General features: G+C 43.4%; 19 protein-coding genes and 2 pseudogenes. 13 read left to right on the top strand and 8 right to left on the bottom strand.

Annotation, left to right across the window (positions count from 1 at the left end; genetic code table 11):
* Positions 1-17: 17 nt before the first annotated feature.
* Positions 18-277 (bottom strand): annotated as a pseudogene (locus AB3489_RS09860) (hypothetical protein).
* Positions 278-716: 439 nt separating this feature from the next.
* On the opposite strand from AB3489_RS09860, the gene AB3489_RS09855 reads away from it, so the two are divergent.
* From AB3489_RS09855 to AB3489_RS09835, 5 genes and pseudogenes are all read left to right on the top strand, one after another.
* Positions 717-1,772, top strand: coding sequence for a hypothetical protein (locus AB3489_RS09855; RefSeq protein WP_368292736.1), 1,056 nt, complete (start codon positions 717-719; stop codon positions 1,770-1,772).
* Positions 1,773-1,787: 15 nt separating this feature from the next.
* On the top strand, positions 1,788-2,396 hold the full coding sequence (locus AB3489_RS09850; RefSeq protein WP_368292735.1) for a hypothetical protein: 609 nt from the start codon (positions 1,788-1,790) through the stop codon (positions 2,394-2,396).
* 636 nt (positions 2,397-3,032) lie between these two features.
* On the top strand, positions 3,033-3,758 hold the full coding sequence (locus AB3489_RS09845; RefSeq protein WP_368292734.1) for a hypothetical protein: 726 nt from the start codon (positions 3,033-3,035) through the stop codon (positions 3,756-3,758).
* 323 nt (positions 3,759-4,081) lie between these two features.
* Positions 4,082-4,201 (top strand): helix-turn-helix domain-containing protein, encoded by a 120-nt coding sequence (locus AB3489_RS09840; RefSeq protein ID WP_368292733.1) that lies wholly within the window; start codon positions 4,082-4,084, stop codon positions 4,199-4,201.
* 180 nt (positions 4,202-4,381) lie between these two features.
* A pseudogene (locus tag AB3489_RS09835) lies at positions 4,382-4,575 on the top strand (transposase); the annotation flags it as partial.
* Between the two features lie 233 nt (positions 4,576-4,808).
* Here the strand turns inward: AB3489_RS09835 and AB3489_RS09830 are convergent.
* From AB3489_RS09830 to AB3489_RS09820, 3 genes are all read right to left on the bottom strand, one after another.
* Entirely contained in the window at positions 4,809-6,332 is a 1,524-nt protein-coding gene (locus AB3489_RS09830; protein WP_368294615.1) for a YifB family Mg chelatase-like AAA ATPase, read from the bottom strand.
* A gap of 132 nt (positions 6,333-6,464) precedes the next feature.
* Positions 6,465-6,818, bottom strand: coding sequence for a YraN family protein (locus tag AB3489_RS09825; protein ID WP_368292732.1), 354 nt, complete (start codon positions 6,816-6,818; stop codon positions 6,465-6,467).
* Between the two features lie 209 nt (positions 6,819-7,027).
* On the bottom strand, positions 7,028-7,978 hold the full coding sequence (locus AB3489_RS09820) for a M15 family metallopeptidase (RefSeq protein ID WP_368292731.1): 951 nt from the start codon (positions 7,976-7,978) through the stop codon (positions 7,028-7,030).
* Positions 7,979-8,164: 186 nt separating this feature from the next.
* Between AB3489_RS09820 and AB3489_RS09815 the strand changes: the two genes are divergently transcribed.
* The 6 genes from AB3489_RS09815 to AB3489_RS09790 all read left to right on the top strand — a co-directional run bounded on the left by AB3489_RS09815 (position 8,165) and on the right by AB3489_RS09790 (position 15,641).
* Positions 8,165-9,106 carry a hydrogenase small subunit gene (locus AB3489_RS09815; protein WP_368292730.1) on the top strand — a complete coding sequence of 314 codons (942 nt, stop codon included), beginning with the start codon at positions 8,165-8,167 and terminating at the stop codon, positions 9,104-9,106.
* Positions 9,107-9,227: 121 nt separating this feature from the next.
* Positions 9,228-10,631 (top strand): nickel-dependent hydrogenase large subunit, encoded by a 1,404-nt coding sequence (locus tag AB3489_RS09810; protein WP_368292729.1) that lies wholly within the window; start codon positions 9,228-9,230, stop codon positions 10,629-10,631.
* On the top strand, positions 10,628-11,200 hold the full coding sequence (locus AB3489_RS09805) for a cytochrome b/b6 domain-containing protein (protein ID WP_368292728.1): 573 nt from the start codon (positions 10,628-10,630) through the stop codon (positions 11,198-11,200). Before AB3489_RS09810 ends, AB3489_RS09805 begins: the two co-directional genes overlap by 4 nt.
* 200 nt (positions 11,201-11,400) lie before the next feature.
* Entirely contained in the window at positions 11,401-11,766 is a 366-nt protein-coding gene (locus tag AB3489_RS09800; RefSeq protein ID WP_368294614.1) for an ArsR/SmtB family transcription factor, read from the top strand.
* 2 nt (positions 11,767-11,768) lie between these two features.
* Entirely contained in the window at positions 11,769-14,018 is a 2,250-nt protein-coding gene (locus AB3489_RS09795) for a heavy metal translocating P-type ATPase (protein ID WP_368292727.1), read from the top strand.
* Positions 14,019-14,054: 36 nt separating this feature from the next.
* Positions 14,055-15,641: a peptide chain release factor 3 gene (locus AB3489_RS09790; RefSeq protein ID WP_368292726.1), complete on the top strand. Its 1,587-nt coding sequence runs from the start codon at positions 14,055-14,057 to the stop codon at positions 15,639-15,641.
* 147 nt (positions 15,642-15,788) lie between these two features.
* Here the strand turns inward: AB3489_RS09790 and ligD (AB3489_RS09785) are convergent, their stop codons facing one another.
* From ligD (AB3489_RS09785) to AB3489_RS09775, 3 genes are all read right to left on the bottom strand, one after another.
* A complete protein-coding gene (gene ligD, locus AB3489_RS09785) occupies positions 15,789-16,679 on the bottom strand; it encodes a non-homologous end-joining DNA ligase (RefSeq protein WP_368292725.1) in 891 nt (296 codons plus the stop codon).
* Positions 16,676-17,617, bottom strand: coding sequence for a non-homologous end-joining DNA ligase (gene ligD, locus AB3489_RS09780; RefSeq protein WP_368292724.1), 942 nt, complete (start codon positions 17,615-17,617; stop codon positions 16,676-16,678). Before ligD (AB3489_RS09780) ends, ligD (AB3489_RS09785) begins: the two co-directional genes overlap by 4 nt.
* 72 nt (positions 17,618-17,689) lie before the next feature.
* Positions 17,690-18,547: a Ku protein gene (locus AB3489_RS09775; protein ID WP_019225627.1), complete on the bottom strand. Its 858-nt coding sequence runs from the start codon at positions 18,545-18,547 to the stop codon at positions 17,690-17,692.
* Between the two features lie 283 nt (positions 18,548-18,830).
* Between AB3489_RS09775 and AB3489_RS09770 the strand changes: the two genes are divergently transcribed.
* The gene (locus AB3489_RS09770; RefSeq protein WP_019225626.1) at positions 18,831-19,784 is read left to right on the top strand and encodes a nitronate monooxygenase family protein; all 954 of its coding nucleotides are present in this window, start codon (positions 18,831-18,833) and stop codon (positions 19,782-19,784) included.
* A gap of 41 nt (positions 19,785-19,825) precedes the next feature.
* On the opposite strand, the gene AB3489_RS09765 is transcribed toward AB3489_RS09770, so the two are convergent.
* A complete protein-coding gene (locus tag AB3489_RS09765) occupies positions 19,826-20,092 on the bottom strand; it encodes an alpha/beta-type small acid-soluble spore protein (RefSeq protein WP_368292723.1) in 267 nt (88 codons plus the stop codon).
* Positions 20,093-20,420: 328 nt separating this feature from the next.
* Here AB3489_RS09765 and AB3489_RS09760 point away from each other — a divergent pair, with 328 nt between their 5' ends.
* Positions 20,421-21,083, top strand: a complete 663-nt coding sequence (locus AB3489_RS09760) for a C40 family peptidase (RefSeq protein WP_019225623.1) — start codon at positions 20,421-20,423, stop codon at positions 21,081-21,083.
* The last annotated feature ends 103 nt before the right edge of the window (positions 21,084-21,186 follow it).

The raw sequence follows: 21,186 nt of genomic DNA, 5'->3' as shown, positions 1-21,186 counted from the left end.
TGTACTTATTTGATTATTTAATTCGTCTTCGTCCTGTCCAAAGCCCTGTACTGCAATGACTCGGCCAGATGTTCTGCCCGGATATTTTCTGATTCTGCCATATCAGCAATTGTTCTGAGGCCCGGGCACTGAAGAGGTTTTTGTCAAAAACTTTTTGCAGGAGGGATTCACCGGCGCTGTCCAATTGGCACAGCACTTTTGTTTCGCGTCCGGTCATTTCTGAGTTTGTCCTGCTCGCATTCAATCTTTTATACTGAATTTCTCTGGCTCTGATCACCCGGTTGCGGACAATCTTGACATTTCTTGCACCTCCGCTGGTTTTATTTTACCAGCCATTCGGTGTGTCTATCAAATCGGGGTAGGGGCAGAAAACCTAACTATGGAGTAGTGTCTGTTTTATTGAGAAAGGGTCAATTTAATACTATTTACACTAAAACTCGCCAAAAGAGCCGCAAGATTCATGTAATTACTGGATTTTAACCGTTTTTTAGCAATCCCTCGTTAACACAAAAAATAACCGAAATAGAAAACTTGGATTCTTAACATATTTAGACATAATCTTCTGAAATTCCCCTTTACTTAATTTATGTGAGTTGGTAAATTATACATATAATGTAGATTAATGGAAAAAAAGGGGGCGATAAAAAAACATGTGACAGTTTTTAGGTTCTAGGGTAAGTAAAGTAAATAAGATAGGTAAGGAGTTGTATTATTTTATGAGAATGCACAAACGATTAGCCTTAATCATTATTGGTTGTCTAATTCTAGCTGTATTAACTGCTTTTACAGCAAATCCATTAGAATCATTAAAAAGAGATTATTCGAACAAAACAGAGAAAGAGGTAATATCAGAACTATGTATGAAACCGATTTCTGATATTACCGATGAAATTAATACGATAAGTTCTAACGGTGCTGATTTATCTGACATTACTATTCAAGCTTCAGTTTTAGCAAAGCGAGCTAATGAAATTCCCGATGATACATTAGTATCTATAATAAAAGATAATAAAAATAGTCAAAATTTAAGGGTTACAATGCTCCAACTTGGTAAACATAAAAAATCTTTTTCAAGTAATGAAGGTAAGAAAATTCTTATTGATCTTCTAAAAGATAATAAGGAAGAATTTGCAGTTAAACAAAATGCTATATGGGCGTTGCCAGATGATGACCCTTTAACTGTAGAAGTATTAACAGAAATATCAAAACAAGAGAACGATGGAGTTTTGGCTTTTCAAGCAATTAGGAAATTGAATCTAATAAAGCCTAATTTAGCAATTGATTTGTCCAATGATATACTAGCCGATTATCATAATCAACAAACAGAAAAAGTTAGAGCAGCAATCAAAGTTAAAGCAAAGCAATTTAGTAATGAGATTAAAGAAATTAGTAAAGAAAAAAATCAATTTACACAAATGTGTTTTGATATTTTCAATACATCTGATGATCAAATTATGAAAGATACTGTAATTTTTGCTGTTTCAGAGCTTAAAGATGAAGCTGCAATAACTAATATTGTTAGAAATGAAAAAATTGATAGACCAGTTAAAGCGTATTGTATAGATCAGAATTATTCAACATTATTAAGAATGATCAAAAATAATCCAACGGATAAAAATATAGAAACTGTTATACAAGCCATGAATATTTACCCGATTAAGGATTTGCTTTCGCCTTTAAAAGAGGCAATTGACAAATCTGATTCCAAAAATAACTTCAGTAAGCTAGTTGAGCAAGAAGCGAACCCGGTAAATGAAAAATGGCTAGATTAATAGGGAGGTAAAAAAATGTTTAAAAAGTTATTTGCTACTATTTTTTTTACAACAATACTTCTAATATCGTCTGTAAGTTCTGCTTTTGCTGCAAGCGGATATGAAGGATATGCTATTCATAGGGACGGTGCAATAGGAGGATTAAATTGGCACGCTGGGTTAATGAACACCCCTAAAATTATACCATATGCCTCGCCCGTTGTTCATATTACTAATATAAATGGTCCTGTGGTACAAGATACATGGGACAACTTTATTCTAGATGACACTTTTAAAGGAGTATATAGACCTAATTCTGGAATAACTTCTACTGGACGGGATAGCGTAATCGGAATGGGAAGAGTATTAACAACAGAAGGTTTAGGATATACACCACTTTGTCAAATCGACTATTATATGAATGGGACATGGGTTGAGTCCAGCGAGTTGACTTCTATACGTTGTGATGGTGTGGTAGAATACTGCTACGAATGGTATGGGTATAGAATTTTTGGAAGCGATTCTTATTGGGATATTACTAGAAGTGGAATCTTGTATTGGAATGCCCATTCAGGTACTGCGGTTACGCCACAATCTCAAGCACAAAACTATATGACTTTGGTTACAAGTAGTATTCCTTATTGATTTTCAAGTAAGTATCTAAAAGTAAGAGAGTAAGGTAAAACCATTTCTCAAGTTATTTTGCTTTACTCTCTTTTTATACACTGTAGTGCTAAGCTTTTCATTCTGTCAAAAGGATGAGGGTGTAGGATGTCTGTAATTTGATGTCATACATGACCACATGTTGAATTTAAGCGATACCAACCAAACATTGTGATGGTTCAAAATGTCTAAATTTGCATGTTTTCTGGCTAAAAATAGCCTTTCTGCTCTGTTTTGCCGTTTCGCTATACCTTGGACATTGACGCTCGACTTGCCGTGAGGATCTATGCTCCTTAAAACGCTAATGGGTGACGTTCCTTTCCCTTACAACGCTGATAAAATGCCGCATTTTTGAAAAGCGCAAGCGTCATGACTGACAGACTGACATCTTATTTATCAAATCCTGGTTAAATAACATAATCAACTGTTGGTCTATTATACGGTAGCCAAAACAATATACTTAGAATACTATGAAAAAACGTGATTATAAATTGAACACGTAATGGTATATAATTATTAAAAATATTATATGCATTTAACATCACCATTCACCATTAGAACGGATATAGAAAGACTGATGCAGTTCCATACATTGAATGATTATCGAAGGAGAAAACTTTGAGTATTTTGCGTAGGTTTCTTATAATAATAATTAGTTTAATTATTCTACTAACAGGTTATACGTTTTTTTACGGTCCTCCTTTTGGGAATACAATAGCAAAAAATAAAGTCCAAAAGTATCAAAGTGTTATATACGAAGATTTTCGAATATCAGACGTTTCGTATAATTGCATTACTAATAATTACTATGCTGAAGTCTATGATAAAAACGGTAGGAAAGTTAACGGAATAAGGTATAATATTTATGATAATGTATTAAGCGATGAGAACTTAAACTGGAGTATGTTTAATAAATTAAACATGGATCTATCCAAAATAGCAGAAGGTTTTTCTGAAGATATTAAGATACCTTCTGGTAGTATCACTACTGATATATATGCTAAAGGTAATTTTTTAACAAGTATCAAAAATCTTCATTTTAGGCAAAGTCTACATATAACAGGAATTGTCAATTCGGATGTTTACATAAAATACGAAGATAGTATAAAAAAACCTGCTGAGATTACAAAAAAAATTATTGACGAGTTGGGGGAAAACTATAGAATAATTTCTGTTCATATTATTTACATAGATATAAATGGAGTTTACGAAATAGTCGTCAATAATTCTGGATTATCATATGAAAGTCTAGAAAAAAATACTAAAATAATGAAAACGATCAGTGAAGAGGAAAAGAAAATTATCGAGAACTTAAAGGAAGACAAGTTGAATAATTCAAAGTAATATAATAACTTTCTCTGTGGCTTTGAAAAATTTCATCGGAATTAAGTATAGTGTAAAAATAGAGAAATATTACCCAAGATATACCATGATTAGGTAGCAGATAAACATAAGAATTAGCATCCATAAAGGAAGGGATAACCAGTTTTCTAGATTTGATATTTGTGTTCTTGAAGAATTGCTGGGTATGACGAGGTAAAAATGGAGTTGTTGACCCATACCCCGTTTTACAGACACCCTAAACACCCAGTACAATAAAAATAAGAGGTGTTTGTAAATGGCAAAAAACTTTGATCAAGCCTATTAAGCTAGAAATCTGTAAAAGAATGGTAGAGAACAAAGAATCAGTGGCGGCAGTCGTTTGTGAAGTAGGTCTTCATGAGAACACAGTATATGGCTGGGAAAACCGATACCGTAAGAACAGCAGCAAGCCTATGACAACATGAAACCCGTGGTCAGACACTGCCATGAAACCGGTGCAAATAAGTGGAACGACAAATTCTTAAGCTTTGCTAGACATCAAGATTTCAGTCCATTATCCCCTGGTGGGAATTTGAAGAAAAATACAAAAAACATACAAGAAACATTTTAAGTCCAGTAACAAAGGTGAAAAAGCTTTCTCAGTAAGGGTAGCGTTAGGGACGCTAATCATTAAAACAAAACTGGGAATATCCGATGAATAAACCGTACATCAAATTGCCGAGAATCATTATCTTCAGTATTTTTGGGGATATCCGGAGTATAGAGAAGACCTACCGTTTGCATCATCACTCATCACCACTTTAGGAAACGGTTCAGTCCCGAAATTTTAAATGAAGTCAAATGAAGTAGAAGGAAAATTCGGGATTGAAAAAAGAAAGTCCACCTAGATCTAATTATGACAAAGCTCAAGAGACAAGTGAATCAGCAATTATTTTGAATCTTCTGGTGATGAACTAGAAAAGAGGCTTCGGCTTCTTTGGCTCAAATTTTTGGTGGCCCGTTCTGGTAACTATTACAGCTTAAATTGGTCTTTTTGAGAGAGAGTACTACTCGTTAAGCAAACCCTACTTATTAATCCGTCTTCGTTCTGTCCAAAGCCCTGTACTGCAATGATTCGGCCAGATGTTCCGCCTGTATATTATCAGATCCGGCCATATCGGCGATCGTTCTGGCTACACGCAGGATACGGTCATGGGCCCGGGCACTGAAGAGGTTTTTATCAAATACTTTTTGCAGAAGGGATTCACCGGCGCTGTCCAATTGGCACAGCCCTTTTGTTTCGCGACCGGTCATCTCGGAATTTGTCCGACTTCCTTTTAATCTTTTCTGCTGGATTTCTCTGACTTTGATCACCCGTTCCTGAACCATAACGGAGGTTTCCCGGTTGTCACCGTGTTTTAGCTCGCCATAGCTTAAACGGGGGACTTCCAGCTGAAGATCAAAGCGGTCCAGCAGGGGTCCGGAAACCTTCCCACGGTAGTGGTTGATTTGAAGTGGCGTGCAAGAACATTCTCTGCCATTCTCCCCAAAATAGCCGCACGGGCATGGATTCATTGAAGCGATGACACAAATGCGTGTCGGAAACTCCATTCTGCCTCTCAGACGGATTAACGTCAGTTTCCGGTCCTCGAGCGGCTGACGGAGTGCTTCGAGGACTTCCCGGGAAAACTCAGGCAGTTCATCCAGAAAGAGAACACCATGATTGGCCAGGGCGAGTTCCCCGGGCTTAATTTTCTGTCCCCCACCGATGATTCCGGCAACTGTAGCCGTATGGTGAGGGCTGCGGAAAGGCCTTTGCGTAATCAGCTGCCCATTTCCCCGGATAATACCAGTCAGGCTGTGAAGCTGAGTCACATCAAGACTCTCCTCAACCGTGAGCGGAGGCAGAATCCCGGCAAATGCTCTGGCCAGCAGCGTTTTCCCAGAGCCGGGTGGACCAACCATCAACAGGTTGTGCCCCCCGCAGGCGGCAATTTCCAGTCCGCGTTTGACCTGCATCTGCCCGTGAATATCCGACCAGTCCACAGATACCTTTTCAAAGATTTCAGCAGAGGGCGGGGAAGGAATAACGGAAAAATGATCTTCTCCGTTCAGAATCCCCACTAACTCAGCAAGACTGATTACGCTTGCACTTTCTATTTCGGTTACAAGCCTTGCTTCGGCCAGATTCGCAGGCGGTATAATCAGGACTTGTTTTTCCGGTCCGCTTTTTAAAGCCAGCGCCATGGTCAGAACACCTGGTATCGGACGTAAAAGGCCTTCCAGGGAAAGTTCACCGGCAAAAACATAGCGGTTCAATACGGAGTTATTCAGTTCTTCCATGGCAGCCAATATACCCAATGCGATCGGCAAATCCAGACCGGAACCTTCTTTGCGCAGGTCTGCAGGAGCAAGATTAACTGTAATTCTTTTCAAAGGGAAGTCGAACCCTGAGTTTTTCAACGCTGACCGGACTCTGTCTCTGGCCTCTTTCACTGCAGTGGCCGCAAGACCTACGATTTCCAGACAGGGAAGACCATTGGCAATATCTACTTCGACACTGACCGGCTGGGCTGAGAGATTGTCGACAGACATTCCGCTGACAGAAGCAAACATTTTTTTCACCTCGAAAACAAAATTCGCTTCTGACAGCAAATATCCTTCTATAAAGTTACATTAATGGATTAATATAGTTGAATTTTGGCGAGCTTCATGGAATTAGACAGAAACGGAAAGAAAATAAGCCATTTATAGTGCCCCTTGGATCCAGTTGAATTCGGGAACGCCTTCAGCCATGTTGATGGCGAAAACATCAAACCTGATTTGCGGCCATTGATGATAGCGTTGTTCCAGAAGATAATACGAGGCAATACTTTTAAGCCTTTGGATTTTCCAGAGGCCGATGCTTTCTTCTGCGGATCCCCGAATATTGGAGCTCCTCAGTCTGACTTCGATAAATACAATTGTTTTCCCATCCCTGGCGATAATGTCGATCTCTCCCTTGGGACAGCGATAATTGCGCTGGATAATGTTCAATCCGGCTTCCTTAATATGTTCCAAAGCCATATCTTCGCCCCGCTGCCCCAACTGTCTTTTATTCAATGGTTCAGGACCTCCTAAGAGTAAAAACTCCCGTACATATTCAACGTAACAGATCAACTTGTATATAATGATTAATATTACCAAAAATGGAATGAAATAGTAATGTATTATTTGTGAATAATTGTATCATGAAAGAAAAAATACCGCCAGGATGTTCACGATTCAGTGTTGTTCGCAATTCAGGTTGACTGAACGATAAGCATATAAAGCTACAGGCTTTCTTCAATCAGCCAGATATATTCCCAGGCTTCCTGGTTGCTTTGCAAGCCGTCATACCATGGAATCCCCGAGACGGGTCTTTCGGAAAAATGACGCGCTTTCAGAATGATTTCCGGACGGTATTCGTAATGCATGATATCGAAATTTCCCCATTTGCCGCCCCAAATAAAACCATATTTTTCAAAGATAGCAGAGACCTCCTGGGGATAAGCATTAAGCCTTTTCTGACCTTCTTCACGGGTGGACCAGCGCCAATAATCGTATTTATTACTGTTAAGATCGATTGCGATACCGTAGGCATGGGAGCTCAGCCTGTTTGTACCGCCGATCAGCCGGTAATTGAAAGCCCCGCTGCTCGGAAAAGAAGCAGCGTACACCTTATGGCTTTGGCGGGACAACGGAAGCAGTTCTTTCATAACCGCCTTTAAGGATTCTGCAGCTTTATTGTTTCCGTTAAACTCTACATACTTGTAGCCAATGCTGACTTTGATCAGATTGGACAGGATTGCTTTTTTGCTCATTCCGTAGACTTCTTTCAGAAGCGGATAAACTCTTGCACAGCCAGGGTTGTAGTAATTAGGCAAAACTTCGGTAATCTTGGACAATGGGTAGAGCTGATCCATCATATCCTGGAGATCAGGGTTTCCCGATTTCTGCCAGGCGTTTTTTTCTTTTCTATCATCATATAAGATTTTTTTTCCGGATTTTAAAAGGACATAGACCTCATTTCCGGATACTTTATCCACACCGGTAATGGTTTCGGGATAGGCCAGCATCAGACATAGAATATCCCTTTTCATTACGGCCTCATATTCCCAATCGGAAACTGGGGATACTGCGGCTGCGTTTACGGTTATTAAATGTCTATTCCAGATGATTTTGCAGCCTGTAATTAACAAGACAATCACAATCAGACTTAAGATAAATCGTTTAAAGTTCATGGCTCGTTCATCCTTCCGGGGAACCTTGAGAAAGGCTAATCATAATTATTTATGCCTGAACAAAACAGGATAGACCTGCAAATCTCGTATAGTGCAATAGCATGCGGTAATAATATTCTTTGAACTGAAAAAATCGCAAAGTATAAGATAACAGGGTACGAAAGACCGCAGAAGGGATGTAAGGGTATGGTGAATAAAGATGTTCCAGCAAAACCTCTCATTATCTGGCTCGGGACGAATACCTGTGCCGGCGACATGCTTTCCCTTCTTAATGCCAAGGATCCGGGCTACCAGGAGTTGATCAGCAGCATTGCAGAGCTTCGTTTTGATTATCTTTTGGGCGCGTCCGAAGGCAGTGATGCCATCAATGTTCTTGATGATCTCCAGAAAAATCATAAAGCGGCATACATCCTGGTGGTTGAAGGGAGCATCCCAACGAGATCCAATGGCCTGTATTCTGTGATCGGTTATCGGAACGGCAAGGCTTGGACGGCTTTGCAGGCAGTGCGGGAACTGGGTGCTGAAGCTCGTTACGTGGTTGCTGCCGGTACCTGCGCAGCGTTCGGAGGGATCTATGCTGCAGCTCCGAACCCTTCTAAATGTGTATCGTTACAGGCTGTTCTAGACAGAAAAGTTATCAATGTGCCTGGATGCCCAATCAACCCCGAATGGATGATGGGCACTTTGAACCATTTAATTCAGTACGGTGAGCCAGCACTTGATGATTATAGCCGGCCCAAACTTTTCTATGGAGAAACAATCCATAACCTTTGCCAGCGGCGGGATTATTTTGACAACAGCATCTTTGCCGTTAAGCCGGGAGAACCGTGGTGCATGTATAAGATTGGCTGTAAAGGGCCGGTCACCTATGCAGATTGCCCTGTCCGCCAGTGGAACGGAGAGCATCTAAGCTGGCCGGTAAAAGCCAATACCCCTTGTATCGGCTGTGCCAGCCCGGAGTTTCCCGATGGGGACGTTCCATTCTTTGAACACTTACCAGATGTAAAGCTTCCTGGGATCAAAGTAACGGCAAATAGGGTGGGACTATTGACAGGGGCTGTGACCGTGCTTGGTATTGGCGCTCATCTGATGGGAAGCATCCTGACCGGCAGATTGCGGAAACACTGAAAAAGGATCTTCCAGGCGGAAGCAAGCCAAAAACCAAGGCTCACTTAAAAAAGGTCATAAGTAAGAAAACGGCAGGTAAAAGATTGTATGAAGACGAGAATAAAGGAAAAGGACTGACTTCATGAAAAAGATTGTCATAGGGCCGCTTACCAGGGCTAACAACTCCTGCGCCGTAGAGGTCACAGTTGAAGACAAAAAAGTGATAGATGCCCGCTGCAGCGGGATCTTTTTCAGAGGGTTTGAACTGATACTGCAGGGAAAAGACCCGCGGGACGCCGCGTACCTTACGGAAAGAATCTGCGGGATCTGCTCATCGCTGCATGGAGCGGCCGCCTCCTATGCCTTGGAAGACGCTGCCGGGATCAAGCCGCCCCGTAATGCCAACATTTTGCGAAACCTGATCATTGGGGCAGATATGCTTCAGAATCATATCCGCCATCTGTATTTGTTTTCCCTGGTGGATTATTTGATCCTGCCAGAGAGAGCCCCATTTGTTCCAGGTTATACCAAAGATAAGCGGCTAGAAAAAAAGAAAAACGATACGATGGTGCAGAATATGTATTTAGCACTGGAAATAAGCCGCTTGGCTCACGAAATGGTGGCCCTGCTAGGCGGAAAAGCCCCGTTTCCTCATGGGATATTGGCTGGAGGGGCTACAGTCCCGCCTTCTGCCGATGTGGTCATGAATTTCCGGTCGAAGCTCCAAAAAGTAAATCAGTTTATCCAGGATCAGATGGTACCCGATGTATACATCCTTGCAGACGCTTACAGTGATTACTTTGAACTCGGCCAAAGAACCCCAAATATGCTTGAGTACGGACTGTTTCCATGCACAGAGCAAGATCAGGAGAGATATTTTCCCGGTGGAGCAGTGCTGAACGGCCAAATCCAGAAGCTTGATCTGTCGCTGATTAAAGAACATACGGCAAGGTCCTGGTATGCAGCAGAGTCCGGACCGCGAAACCCATCTGGAGGCCGGACAGTCCCTGAACGGGAAAAAGAAGACGCCTACTCTTGGATAAAGGCGCCCCGTTATTCCGGTATGCCGGTGGAAGGGGGACCGCTGGCCAGGCTCTGGATCAAAGGAGATTACCGAAAGGGCATATCGACAATGGACCGGATGATCGCCAGGGCGCTCGAGGCCCAAAAAGTAGGGGCCTTGATGGAATCCTGGCTCGATGAGCTTGAGCCGGAGGGACGCATATTCGTACCCTTTGAAGTGCCGAAAAATGCCGAGGGTATTGGCCTCACCGGAGCAATGCGCGGTCCGCTCGGACACTGGCTGCGGATTGAAAACGGCAGGATTGCCCAATACCAGATCATTACACCCAGTGCCTGGAATTTTTCGCCTCGGGATAATCAGAATTGCAGAGGACCGGTCGAGGAAGCGCTGATCGGAATTCCAATTGCGGATGAAAAACAGCCCATTGAAATCGGCCGGGTGATCAGGGCGTTTGACATCTGCTCCTCTTGTTCAACGCATTTAATAACCACCAGAACATCGATCGGGGAGATCATGATATGAACTGGAAAAAGCAACGTCATTCAGGAACAGCCAGACTGCTTCACTGGGTTTATGCGCCAGCTGTATTGGCTTTAATTCTTAGCGGGCTTTACATTCACAGCCCATCGCGCGCTTTTGGTTTCAAACGGATGGACTCAGCCCGGAAGACACACGCCGTCGCCCAGTTTTTACTGTTGAATTCGTATCTGGCACGGATTTGCTACGGGATGAAAGACAAAAACTATAAAGAGATCATTCCGAACCGCAAGACCTTAAAGGCAATGCCCGGATTTTTAAAATACGAATTCTTCCTATCCGAAAAAAAGAAGGAGTATCCCAAATACAACCCAGGTCAGAAAATATTGATCACCTCGCTCGCAGGATTAACCCTGGTCCAGATGATTACCGGGATGGCCCTCTACTTTAAGCCCCTGCAGAGAGCGGTCAAACCGGCAGGAGGATTAAACCCTGTACGCTGGCTGCATTATCTGGCAGCATTAATGATGGCCTCATCCGTATCCGTCCATCTTTATTTTACCCTGACAAATAGCCTTAAAAAACTTAAATCAATATTTACAGGCTATGCGTAGATTCCGGTTAAAAGAGCATAGCGTTTGAACCCAAGGCAGAAAAAGCTAAAAAAGAATAATGCAGAGAATCGTACAAGGAAAATAAATTAGAAAAATAGAAAAATGAATTGACCATAAAAGAAATATGTAATAGTATAATATATGAACAGTTATTCAAGTATTCAATTGATAGAGCAAATACAAAGGAGCGATTTGTTTTGATAGAGGGAAAAGCGGAGAATTTGCGGTGTGACTGTCTGGTTATTCATGAAGAAATTGTCGGTAAGGTTAAAGAATTGATGCCGCAGGAAGAAAATCTGTACGATCTTGCCGAGTTGTTTAAAGTATTTGGTGATACGACAAGGATAAAAATACTCTGGGCGCTTTCCGAAGCGGAAATGTGTGTCTGCGACCTGGCCTTTCTGTTGAATATGACCCAGTCGGCAATTTCCCATCAGCTGCGAGTTCTTAAGCAATGCAGGCTGGTAAAGAACAGAAAAGAAGGAAAGATTGTATTCTATGCGCTGGATGACGAGCATATCAAAGGCATTTTCAACCAGGGAATGCTCCATGTCAAAGAAGGATAAAGATGCGTGAGGAGAAAAAAGATATGGCTATAAAGAGTCAGGAAGCAGTCATCCTGCTTGCCGGTCTTGGCTGTGCAAACTGTTCGGCTAAAATCGAACAGGAAGTAAGGAAGCTTGATGGCATAAAAACTGCAAATATTGATTTTGCTGGCAGTAAACTCTATCTAGAGGTAAATGATTCTGAAAAGATCACAGATATCGCCCTCAAAATTGAAAAAATTGCTTCCCGGATTGAAGCCGGGATAAGCATTACTGGGATCCGGTCCAAAGATATGGGTGTAGCCAGTAAAGAAGAAAAAACCACGGAACAAGAAAAACAGAAAGAACAGAAAGAACAGAAAGAACAGAAAGAACAAAAAGTTAATGCCGGGCTGGTTTGCTTTATCATTGGAGCCGTCATTTTTACTGCTGCGTTTCTGCTAAAATTGAAACCTGCCATTGAAATCGTACTGTTTCTGGTCAGCTATTTGTTGATTGGCGGCAAGATTGTCTGGGCGGCACTCCAAAATATTATCCGTGGCAAGTTTCTTGATGAAAACTTTCTGATGTTTATTGCTACAGTTGGGGCGCTGGCTATTCAGGAATATCCCGAGGCTGTAGCAGTGATGCTGTTCTACCGGGTCGGTGAATTTTTCCAGGACAGTGCTGTGAACCGTTCCCGCCGCTCGATCAGCGAACTGATGGATATTCGTCCGGACTATGCGAATTTAATGAAGGGAGATTCCATAAGCAAAGTGCCGCCGGAGGAAGTCAGGGAAGGCCAGATGATTCTGATCAAACCAGGAGAGAAAGTTCCCCTCGATGGCACAGTGCTTGTGGGCAGGTCTGTTTTGGATACCTCGGCGCTCACCGGAGAATTTATCCCGAGGGAGGTCGAAGCCGGCAGCAGCATTCTAGCTGGTTTTATTAATAAGACCGGGGTCTTGACCGTAAAAGTTACGAAGGTTTATGAGCAGAGCACGGTTGCACGGGTTCTGGATCTGGTGGAAAAGGCCGCCTCTAAAAAAGCTAAGACAGAAAATTTCATGACAACATTTGCGCGTGTCTATACACCGGTTATTGTGCTCGGAGCTGCACTTTTAGCTTTTCTACCCCCGTTGTTTATTGAGGGGGCCACGTTCAGCGAATGGCTGAACCGGGCTTTGGTCTTTCTAGTGGTGTCATGTCCCTGCGCACTGGTGATCTCCATCCCGTTAAGCTTTTTTGGGGGTATCGGAGGCGCTTCCCGAAACGGCATCCTGATCAAGGGAAGCAACTACCTGGAAGGCCTGAATCAAGTGCGTACAGTTGTCTTCGATAAGACCGGCACGCTAACCGAAGGTGTGTTTGAAGTTACCGGAATACAAGCTGCTCAGGGGTTTGATGAAGATACTTTGCTGGAATATGCTGCTGCGGCTGAATATTTTTCAGGTCATCCCATTGCGGCCTCGATTTTGAAACGATACACCGAAGATGATACAAAAAAACTGAACACGAAGGGCATTGATCAGAAGGATATCCATCAGTACCAAGAAATACCAGGTTATGGCGTAAAAACAGTATATCAGGGAAAAGAAGTCATGGCCGGCAGCGCTAGGCTCCTGACTGAGGAAGGAATCTCCCTGACGCAAATACCCGAGGTTGGAACGATTGCCTATATCGCGATTGACCGTCAATATGCCGGCTATATCCTGATTACGGACAGAGTCAAAAAAGATGTTCATGAGGCTTTGCGGGGCTTGAGACAGGCAGGGGTCAAGAAATTGGTTATGCTGACCGGAGACACGAAGGCGATCAGTGAACAGGTTGGACAGCAGTTGGGGTTTGACCAAGTTTACGCTGAATTGCTTCCCGATCAAAAGGTTGCTGTTCTGGAAGAACTGGAGGAGCAGAAGGAAAACGGCAGTAAACTCGTTTTTGTCGGAGATGGGGTCAATGATGCGCCGGTCCTGGCCAGGGCCGATATCGGGGTTGCCATGGGCGGACTCGGGTCGGATGCAGCGATTGAGGCCGCGGATATTGTCCTGATGACGGACGAACCTGCCAAACTGCTCGAGGCAATCCAGATTGCCCGGAAAACGAAAGGAATTGTCTGGCAAAATATTGGTTTTGCGCTCGGAATAAAGATAGGTGTCCTCATCCTTGGAGCGATGGGTGCCGCGACAATGTGGGAAGCTGTATTTGCTGATGTAGGCGTGGCTGTGATTGCGATCCTGAATGCAATGCGGGTGTTAAAGAAGAAAAAAGTTAAGGAATATGATATAGTAATATAGGCAAAAACACGCACGTAAAAAAGGAAAGGGAACTTGATGGAAAAGACGACGAACCAGAATCAGATTAAACCCAGAAGGACATTTGCAATTATTTCTCACCCGGATGCTGGGAAAACGACCTTAACAGAAAAACTGCTGTTTTTTGGTGGGGCTATCCGGCTGGCTGGTACGGTAAAAGGAAGAAAAGCAGCCAAGTATGCAACTTCCGACTGGATGCAGATTGAAAAAGAACGTGGCATTTCCGTAACTTCGAGCGCCATGCAGTTTTCATATAACGGAATCCATATCAATATTTTAGATACACCCGGGCACGAAGATTTTAGTGAAGACACCTATCGCACGCTGATGGCAGCCGACAGCGCCGTCATGCTAATCGATCTGGTCAAAGGTGTCGAAGCCCAGACCATCAAGCTGTTTAAAGTCTGCCGGATGAGAGGCATACCGATTTTTACGTTTATCAACAAGCTGGACCGTTTTGGCAAAGACCCGCTGGATGTCCTTCAAGAGATTGAGGATGTTTTAGACATTAATACGGTTCCTTTGAATTGGCCGGTCGGAATGGGAAAAGATTTCAGTGCAATCTACGACCGGCGGCATCAATGTCTGGAGCTTTACCGGGACGGCGAACGAAAACGGATTGAGGCGGGCGAACGCGGACTTGAAGATCCCGCTCTGAAAGACTGTCTCGAACCTGCCTTATACGATAAGCTTCGCGAAGATCTGGAATTATTGGATATTGCGGGGGATCCATTTGACGAGGAAATGATTCAGCAGGGGATGCTGTCTCCGGTCTTCTTCGGCAGTGCGCTGAGCAGTATTGGCGTCCAAACTTTTCTGGAGCAGTTCCTGGAAATGGCGCCTGAGCCAAGACCGCAAAAAAGTTCGGTTGGCGACATTCAGCCGACCGATCCCCAATTTTCAGGTTTCATTTTTAAGATTCAGGCCAATATGAACCCGGCCCACAGGGACCGGATTGCGTTTATGCGGGTCTGTTCGGGCAGGTTCGAACGCGGAATGGCAGCCAATCATGTTCGAAGCGGCAAGAAGATCAAGCTTCCACAACCACAGCAGTTCTTGGCACAGGAACGCGATATCCTGGAAGAGGCATATCCCGGAGATGTGGTGGGTTTGTTTGATCCGGGCATTTTTCGGATCGGCGATACCTTGAGTGAGGAAGGGACCTTTGAATTCGAAAAGCTGCCGCAGTTTGCGCCGGAGTATTTTGCCAAGATTATCAATCTGGATTTTTCCAAGTACAAACAGTTTCAGAAGGGAATCAAGCAGCTGACGGAAGAAGGGACAGTGCAGGTCTTCCGGACCTTTATGGATGGGCCGGAGGAACTGATTGTCGGCGTTGTGGGAAAGCTTCAGTTTGAAGTCCTGGAATACCGCCTCGAAAATGAATATGGAACAAGAATTCAGCTTCATCATCTTCTGCATCATATGGCCCGCTGGGTCAGAAGCGACAAACCTGTTGATCCGGCCAATTTGCGCGGACTCCGTAATCTGTGCGTCAAAGATCAGGATGACCAGATGGTCGTTCTTCTTGAGGACGAATACTACCTGGACAGACTGAAGGATAAGTACCCGGAGATCACGTTCCATACATCCTCTAACGACTAGTATACCGTTCTCTAAATAACCAGACATTTAAACCTTCATAGCTGGGTCTGTGTGCCACAGTTCCAGCGTAAGCGGAGCATGAATGCGGAGCGCGGCTGTCTGTCATGATACATCCAAATTTTTATAATCTGCGAAATAGGTAAATGATTAAATTTTTTCAAGGATAAAGTCGAGATCTTGGCAGCTCCTGCTGTTCTGTCCATTTTTCAGCGGAGCAAAGAGATCTCCTTTATCTTTCAGCCTGCTGCTGATATTCAGCAGATTAAAATCCTGGGGTTTGACCCCGTGCCGCAGCTCCCCCCATTCCAGCGGAGCGGCAACGGAGGCGTAGGCCGTTGCCCTTGGAGAATAAGGACTGATGATGGTTTTACCCTGCCACATCTGCAGATAGTCAAAATAGAGCTTATGGCCTCTTTTGGCGACACTGCGCTCCAGGGTAATTTGCCGGGGGTATTTCTGGCTGAAATAAACCGCAAAAAATTCGTTGATTTTTCTGGCGGTATCGTAATCATACTTCCCGCCTGTCGGAATATGGATCTGAAGTCCGCTTGCCCCGGAAGTTTTGATATAGCTTGTAATCTGAAGCGCTTGAAGCTCTTCAAAAATCAGCAGGGCCGCTTCCGTGACATCCTCAAAGGTCTGGCCTTGGGAAGGGTCCAGGTCGAAAACCAGTGCAGAAGGATACTGATCCCTGTCATAGGGGTTAAATGGAATGTGGAATTCCAGACACGCCTGGTTTCCGAGCCAAATGAGGATTGCTTCTGATGCTAAAATGATATACTGATTATCCCGCCATTCGATCGTCGGAATCCACCCAGGGGCATAATCAGGGATGTTTTTCTGAAAGAAGGACTTGCCCTGGAAACCATCAGGATAACGGATCGTCGTCAGTAGACGGTCTTTGACGTGAGGCAGAAGGTACGGGGCTAATTCCAGCAGGATTTTCAAATAATCAAGCTTGCGGATACCGAGGTCAGGCCATAATAATTTTTCAGGGTTGGTTATAGTGAGCGTTTTGCCGTCAACTTCCAGGTTCATTCCGTGATGAATTCCTTTCCTTGGGCTTCAGAGGCAGGATCTTTGCTGAAACCAATAATTTTAGGGTGGCGGAGACTCCTGCTGTCTGTCCATTCCAGAAAACTTACCCAGCAGGTCAAGACCGGTTTGAGCCAGGTCGTATCCTTCATTTTTTTAAGGTTGTCGAACGGGCTGCTTTCCTGGGCATAATCCGAAGCGTAAGCCTTGAGAAGCTGGAAGTCTTTCTGGGACAGTCCAAGACTCGCATTCCCGATGTAGAGGTACTGGTCTCCCTGGAAGATACCAAGCAGTAGTGAGTTCGGGAATTGCTCTTTCCAGGATAATCCGCCGACAATGGCCAGGATTTTTTTGCTGATTTTGGTTTTGAACCAGTCATTATGTTTTTTGCCAGCTTGGTAACGGCTGTTCTTTCTCTTGCTAACGATTCCCTCGTAATTTCTTTCTTTCATTAGCTTAAACAGAGCTGAACCGTCCGTAAAATCATCGGTAACCGTGATGTTGGAAGAAGATGACACCTTGGTCCGAAGAAGATCTTGTCTCTCTTCTAGAGGACGGCTACGCAAGTCTGTGCCATTAAAGAACAAAAGATCAAACAAGATGTAGCAGACCGGGTATTTTTGCTGATAGACTGGCAGATTAGAACTGTTTCTGAGACGTTCCCGATTCATGATCAGATGAAAGGATGGTCTGTTCCCGGTATTGAAAACAACCAGTTCACCATCCAGTACGGCCTGATGGCCGTTCAGCAGCTTTGGAGCTATCTGGATTTCAGGATAAAAAGAAGTCCGCTCCCTGCCACTTTTGGTATAGATCCGGACTCTGCCGTCTTCAATATAGGATAACCCTCTGATACCATCCCATTTAATCTGGTGGATCCACGCATCACCTGTCCTGATTTCAGATGACAGGACAGGCTCCATTACTTCCAGCAGTTTCATAAAAATCTCCAGGCACATTAAGTTTGACGTCTATGGATAGATTAATATGTTTATTTTAGAGTTGACAAGGTACTAGCTTGCGGTTGTCTTTTTCTCTTCCTGGGCATCAGTATCCGGGTTGGTTTTTTCTGCAGTCTTTGTTTTGCCCCTGGAAGGTTTCTTCTTGGTTTCTTTTAAACTGGCCTGAAGGGCTTCCATCAAGTCAATGACATTACGGTGGGGCGCTTCAGGTGCGACTTCTATTTCCCTGCCTTCAATCTTTTTGTTGATCAGCTCTCTCAGTGCTTCCCGGTAATTATCCTTATATTTTTCCGGCTCGAATGGTGCAGTTAAGTTGGTAATCAGCTGGGTCGCGATATCAAGCTCTTTTTCGTTGACACCCTGCTGCTCGCTGATTCCCGGTACCTCGCTGACGGGTCTTATTTCATCTGGATAGAAAATGGTTTCCAGGACCAGGACCTTATTGTAAACCCTTAAGGCAGCCAGCGTCTGTTTATTGCGGATAGTCATTTTAGCCAGGGCAATTTTGCCGGTATCATTCATGGACTGTCGCAGGAGATGATAGGCTTTGCCGCCGGTATCCTGCGGTGCTAGGTAATAGGATTTGTCGTAATAAATCGGATCAATTTCTGCAAGATTAATAAAATCAAGGATTTCAATTGACTTCTCTTCCACTTCAGATTTTAAGGCAATAAGATCTGTCTCATTGATAATAATAAAATGACCGGTTTCATATTCGTACCCACGAACGATTTCCTCTTCTTTTACTTCTTTGTTACATGTCGGACAATGCTTTTCATACTTAAGAGGGGTACTGCACTCCTTATGGATGTATCTGAAATGGATGTCCTTCTCTTCGGTAGCAGCAAACATTTTGATGGGAATATTGACCAAACCAAAACTTATGGAACCTTTCCACATTGTATGCATCCTGTTCAGCCCTCCATTTTTCAGATATAGGTAGTATGAACATTACGCGGTAAAAATATGAAAAAGCCTGATGTTGGTGGAACAGACAGAAAGAGTATGTATAGCGCTGAGTAATGAACTTGAATAGTGGCTCAAAAAGAGGTAGAATCAAAGAGAAAATTACTTTGAATATCAAAATAATTTGAAATTTGAAAATTAATTAATGAAGAAAACTGTTAGAAAGAATTAATGTTTGCAAAAATTATTCAAGAAATTGTTGAAGAAATTATTGGAGGGCTGTATTTTGAAGTTACCTGTGTTAAGAGTAGGAGGTCTGATCCCGAAGTATCCGATCATCCAGGGCGGGATGGCTATTAGAATTTCCACTTTTCAGCTGGCTGCGGCTGTGGCCAACGCTGGTGGAATAGGGATTATTGCTGCGACGTCTTTGGATGAAACTGAGTTAAAAGGTGAAATCAGAAAGGCCAGGGAGAAATCCAAAGGAATCATCGGAATAAATATTATGTTTGCAGCAACGCGTTTCAAAGAACTTGTCTGCGCTGCGTTGGAAGAAGGCATTGACCTGATTATCCAGGGAGCCGGTTTTTCCAGGGATATTTTTCGCTGGTGCGCTGAGGCAAAAACCCCTTTAGTCCCGATTGTATCGACGGCCAAGCTTGCCAGGATTTCTGAAAGCTTGGGAGCGGCAGCGGTCGTAGTAGAAGGGAAAGAAGCGGGAGGACATCTCGGAACAGATCAGTCCATGAGAATTCTTGTTCCTGAGGTCAAGGCGGCTATTTCTATCCCGGTCATTGCGGCAGGAGGCATTGTGGATACGGGAGATTTACAGGAGGCGTTTAGCCTTGGTGCTGACGGCGTGCAAATGGGGATCCGTTTTGCAGCCAGTGAAGAGGCGAACGGAGCACCGGCCCTCAAAGAAGCTTATCTGAGAGCAACGGCAGAAGATATTGTCATCATTCAAAGTCCCGTCGGGCTGCCCGGGAGAGCAATCCGAAATAAATTTACAGATGAAATCCTTTCGGGGAAAGTAAAATCCCCACAAATATGTGAAGGCTGTCTGAAAAAATGCACAGCAACTTTTTGCATAAAGGAGGCCTTGATTAATGCCCAACAGGGTAATTTGGATCAAGGGCTGATTTTTTCAGGACAATATATTGAAAAGATAACTGAAATCCTACCTGCAGGGAAAATGATCAGTGATTTGGTTAAAGAATATGAGGAAATTGAGGAAATGTGATCATTTAAAAAAGAGGATGGAAACCATCCTCTTGATCAGTACTAGAGTCTTCCACCGTTGTTCACCATGTTACTTTCGGCAAATTCAATCATCTTTTTAACCATATTTCCACCGATTTTTCCGCCAATTTGACCGCCAATCCGGCCGGCATCCCTTGATGTGATGTCTCCGTTATATCCTTTGTTTAACTGGATGCCCAATTCATTGGCTACTTCATATTTGGCGTTGTCCAGATACTGCGCATATTCCTGCGGTCCGCTGTTCATGATACCCAACTCCTTGGAAACTTCATATTTTAGTTGATTCAAATCAGAATTTGATTTTCTCCCCAAACTAAATCACCTCTTTATATTTTTCTTATTTTAGTTTGTTCAATTCTACAACACAAATACGATGAAATGTTTTGCTATTCAGGCAAAAAAATGACAAACCTTTTTATGAGGAAGAATTACAGAAGAAGATAAAACAATGAAGAAGATAAAACAAAGGAAAAAAATGCAAAAAATATAAGAATGATATGAATGTGCAGACAACCTTTTTCTTTGCCTGGCCGGATAAAAAGCATAATCCATCTCCTTACTGCATAAAAAAATGATATAGACTGTCTGGATTTTATTTGGAAAGGAGTTTCGAATCATGCAAGTTGCGCTCCCTTTGGCAGAATCCAATCAGCCCACCTTCGTTCCAAAACAGGTGATTGGCCTAACAGCACTTCTACTGGCCGGAACTGCCGTAGTCCCCTCAAATCCTTATGCCCTGCAGGAAATTGCCTCCTTGCGTACTAAGATTACGGCAGCTCCTGCTAAAACGGTTGACGAAAGCCCTATGCAGACCGACAATATTAGAATCATGGAGGAAAAAGCTGGCGAGAGCAGCTTTTCTTGTGTAAATGTCAGTACCCTTTCCCTCATAGAAGCAAGCAAAGAAAAAGCAGAAATTCAGGCCGGTATCGTAGCTTCGGTACTAAACTGGAATGGGACTGCCTATAAATGGGGCGGCCGGTCGAGATCCGGTGTCGACTGTTCAGGGCTGGTTCAAAGAGTATTTCTTGAGAATGGAATTCAACTTCCAAGGACATCGTATGAACAATTCAGAGAGGGGGTCGGAATACCCAAAACAAGATTAGAACCTGGTGATCTGATCTTTTTTCATACCAACGGAGCCGGAGCAAGTCATGTTGGAATCTATCTCGGTGATAACAAGTTTATTTCTGCGGCCAAGCATTGCGTTCAGGTTTCTTCACTGGATGAACGTTACTGGGCGGAGCATTACCGGGGCAGCAGAAGAGTGATCGCATGACACTGAGGACAGTCATCTGCCAAGTATGTTGATTCAAAAGACGGATTCTTGACAGAAGAATCAATAAACTCTATAATCAAAATAACCTAAAATTTAGGCAAAT

This window comes from Dehalobacter sp. TBBPA1 (assembly GCF_040931655.1).
Classification (GTDB): Bacteria; Bacillota; Desulfitobacteriia; order Desulfitobacteriales; family Syntrophobotulaceae; genus Dehalobacter; species Dehalobacter restrictus.
This window is presented reverse-complemented; position numbering and strand designations above follow the sequence as displayed.

What these genes read in the sequence shown, in the direction of transcription:
- AB3489_RS09855 (WP_368292736.1), top strand. Translation starts at nt 717, where the DNA reads ATGAGAATGCACAAACGATTAGCCTTAATCATTATTGGTTGTCTAATT.
- AB3489_RS09850 (WP_368292735.1), top strand. Translation starts at nt 1,788, where the DNA reads ATGTTTAAAAAGTTATTTGCTACTATTTTTTTTACAACAATACTTCTA.
- AB3489_RS09840 (WP_368292733.1), top strand. Translation starts at nt 4,082, where the DNA reads ATGGTAGAGAACAAAGAATCAGTGGCGGCAGTCGTTTGTGAAGTAGGT.
- AB3489_RS09830 (WP_368294615.1), bottom strand. Translation starts at nt 6,332, where the DNA reads ATGTTTGCTTCTGTCAGCGGAATGTCTGTCGACAATCTCTCAGCCCAG.
- AB3489_RS09820 (WP_368292731.1), bottom strand. Translation starts at nt 7,978, where the DNA reads ATGAACTTTAAACGATTTATCTTAAGTCTGATTGTGATTGTCTTGTTA.
- AB3489_RS09815 (WP_368292730.1), top strand. Translation starts at nt 8,165, where the DNA reads ATGGTGAATAAAGATGTTCCAGCAAAACCTCTCATTATCTGGCTCGGG.
- AB3489_RS09810 (WP_368292729.1), top strand. Translation starts at nt 9,228, where the DNA reads ATGAAAAAGATTGTCATAGGGCCGCTTACCAGGGCTAACAACTCCTGC.
- AB3489_RS09805 (WP_368292728.1), top strand. Translation starts at nt 10,628, where the DNA reads ATGAACTGGAAAAAGCAACGTCATTCAGGAACAGCCAGACTGCTTCAC.
- AB3489_RS09795 (WP_368292727.1), top strand. Translation starts at nt 11,769, where the DNA reads ATGCGTGAGGAGAAAAAAGATATGGCTATAAAGAGTCAGGAAGCAGTC.
- AB3489_RS09790 (WP_368292726.1), top strand. Translation starts at nt 14,055, where the DNA reads ATGGAAAAGACGACGAACCAGAATCAGATTAAACCCAGAAGGACATTT.
- ligD (WP_368292725.1), bottom strand. Translation starts at nt 16,679, where the DNA reads ATGAACCTGGAAGTTGACGGCAAAACGCTCACTATAACCAACCCTGAA.
- ligD (WP_368292724.1), bottom strand. Translation starts at nt 17,617, where the DNA reads ATGAAACTGCTGGAAGTAATGGAGCCTGTCCTGTCATCTGAAATCAGG.
- AB3489_RS09775 (WP_019225627.1), bottom strand. Translation starts at nt 18,547, where the DNA reads ATGCATACAATGTGGAAAGGTTCCATAAGTTTTGGTTTGGTCAATATT.
- AB3489_RS09760 (WP_019225623.1), top strand. Translation starts at nt 20,421, where the DNA reads ATGCAAGTTGCGCTCCCTTTGGCAGAATCCAATCAGCCCACCTTCGTT.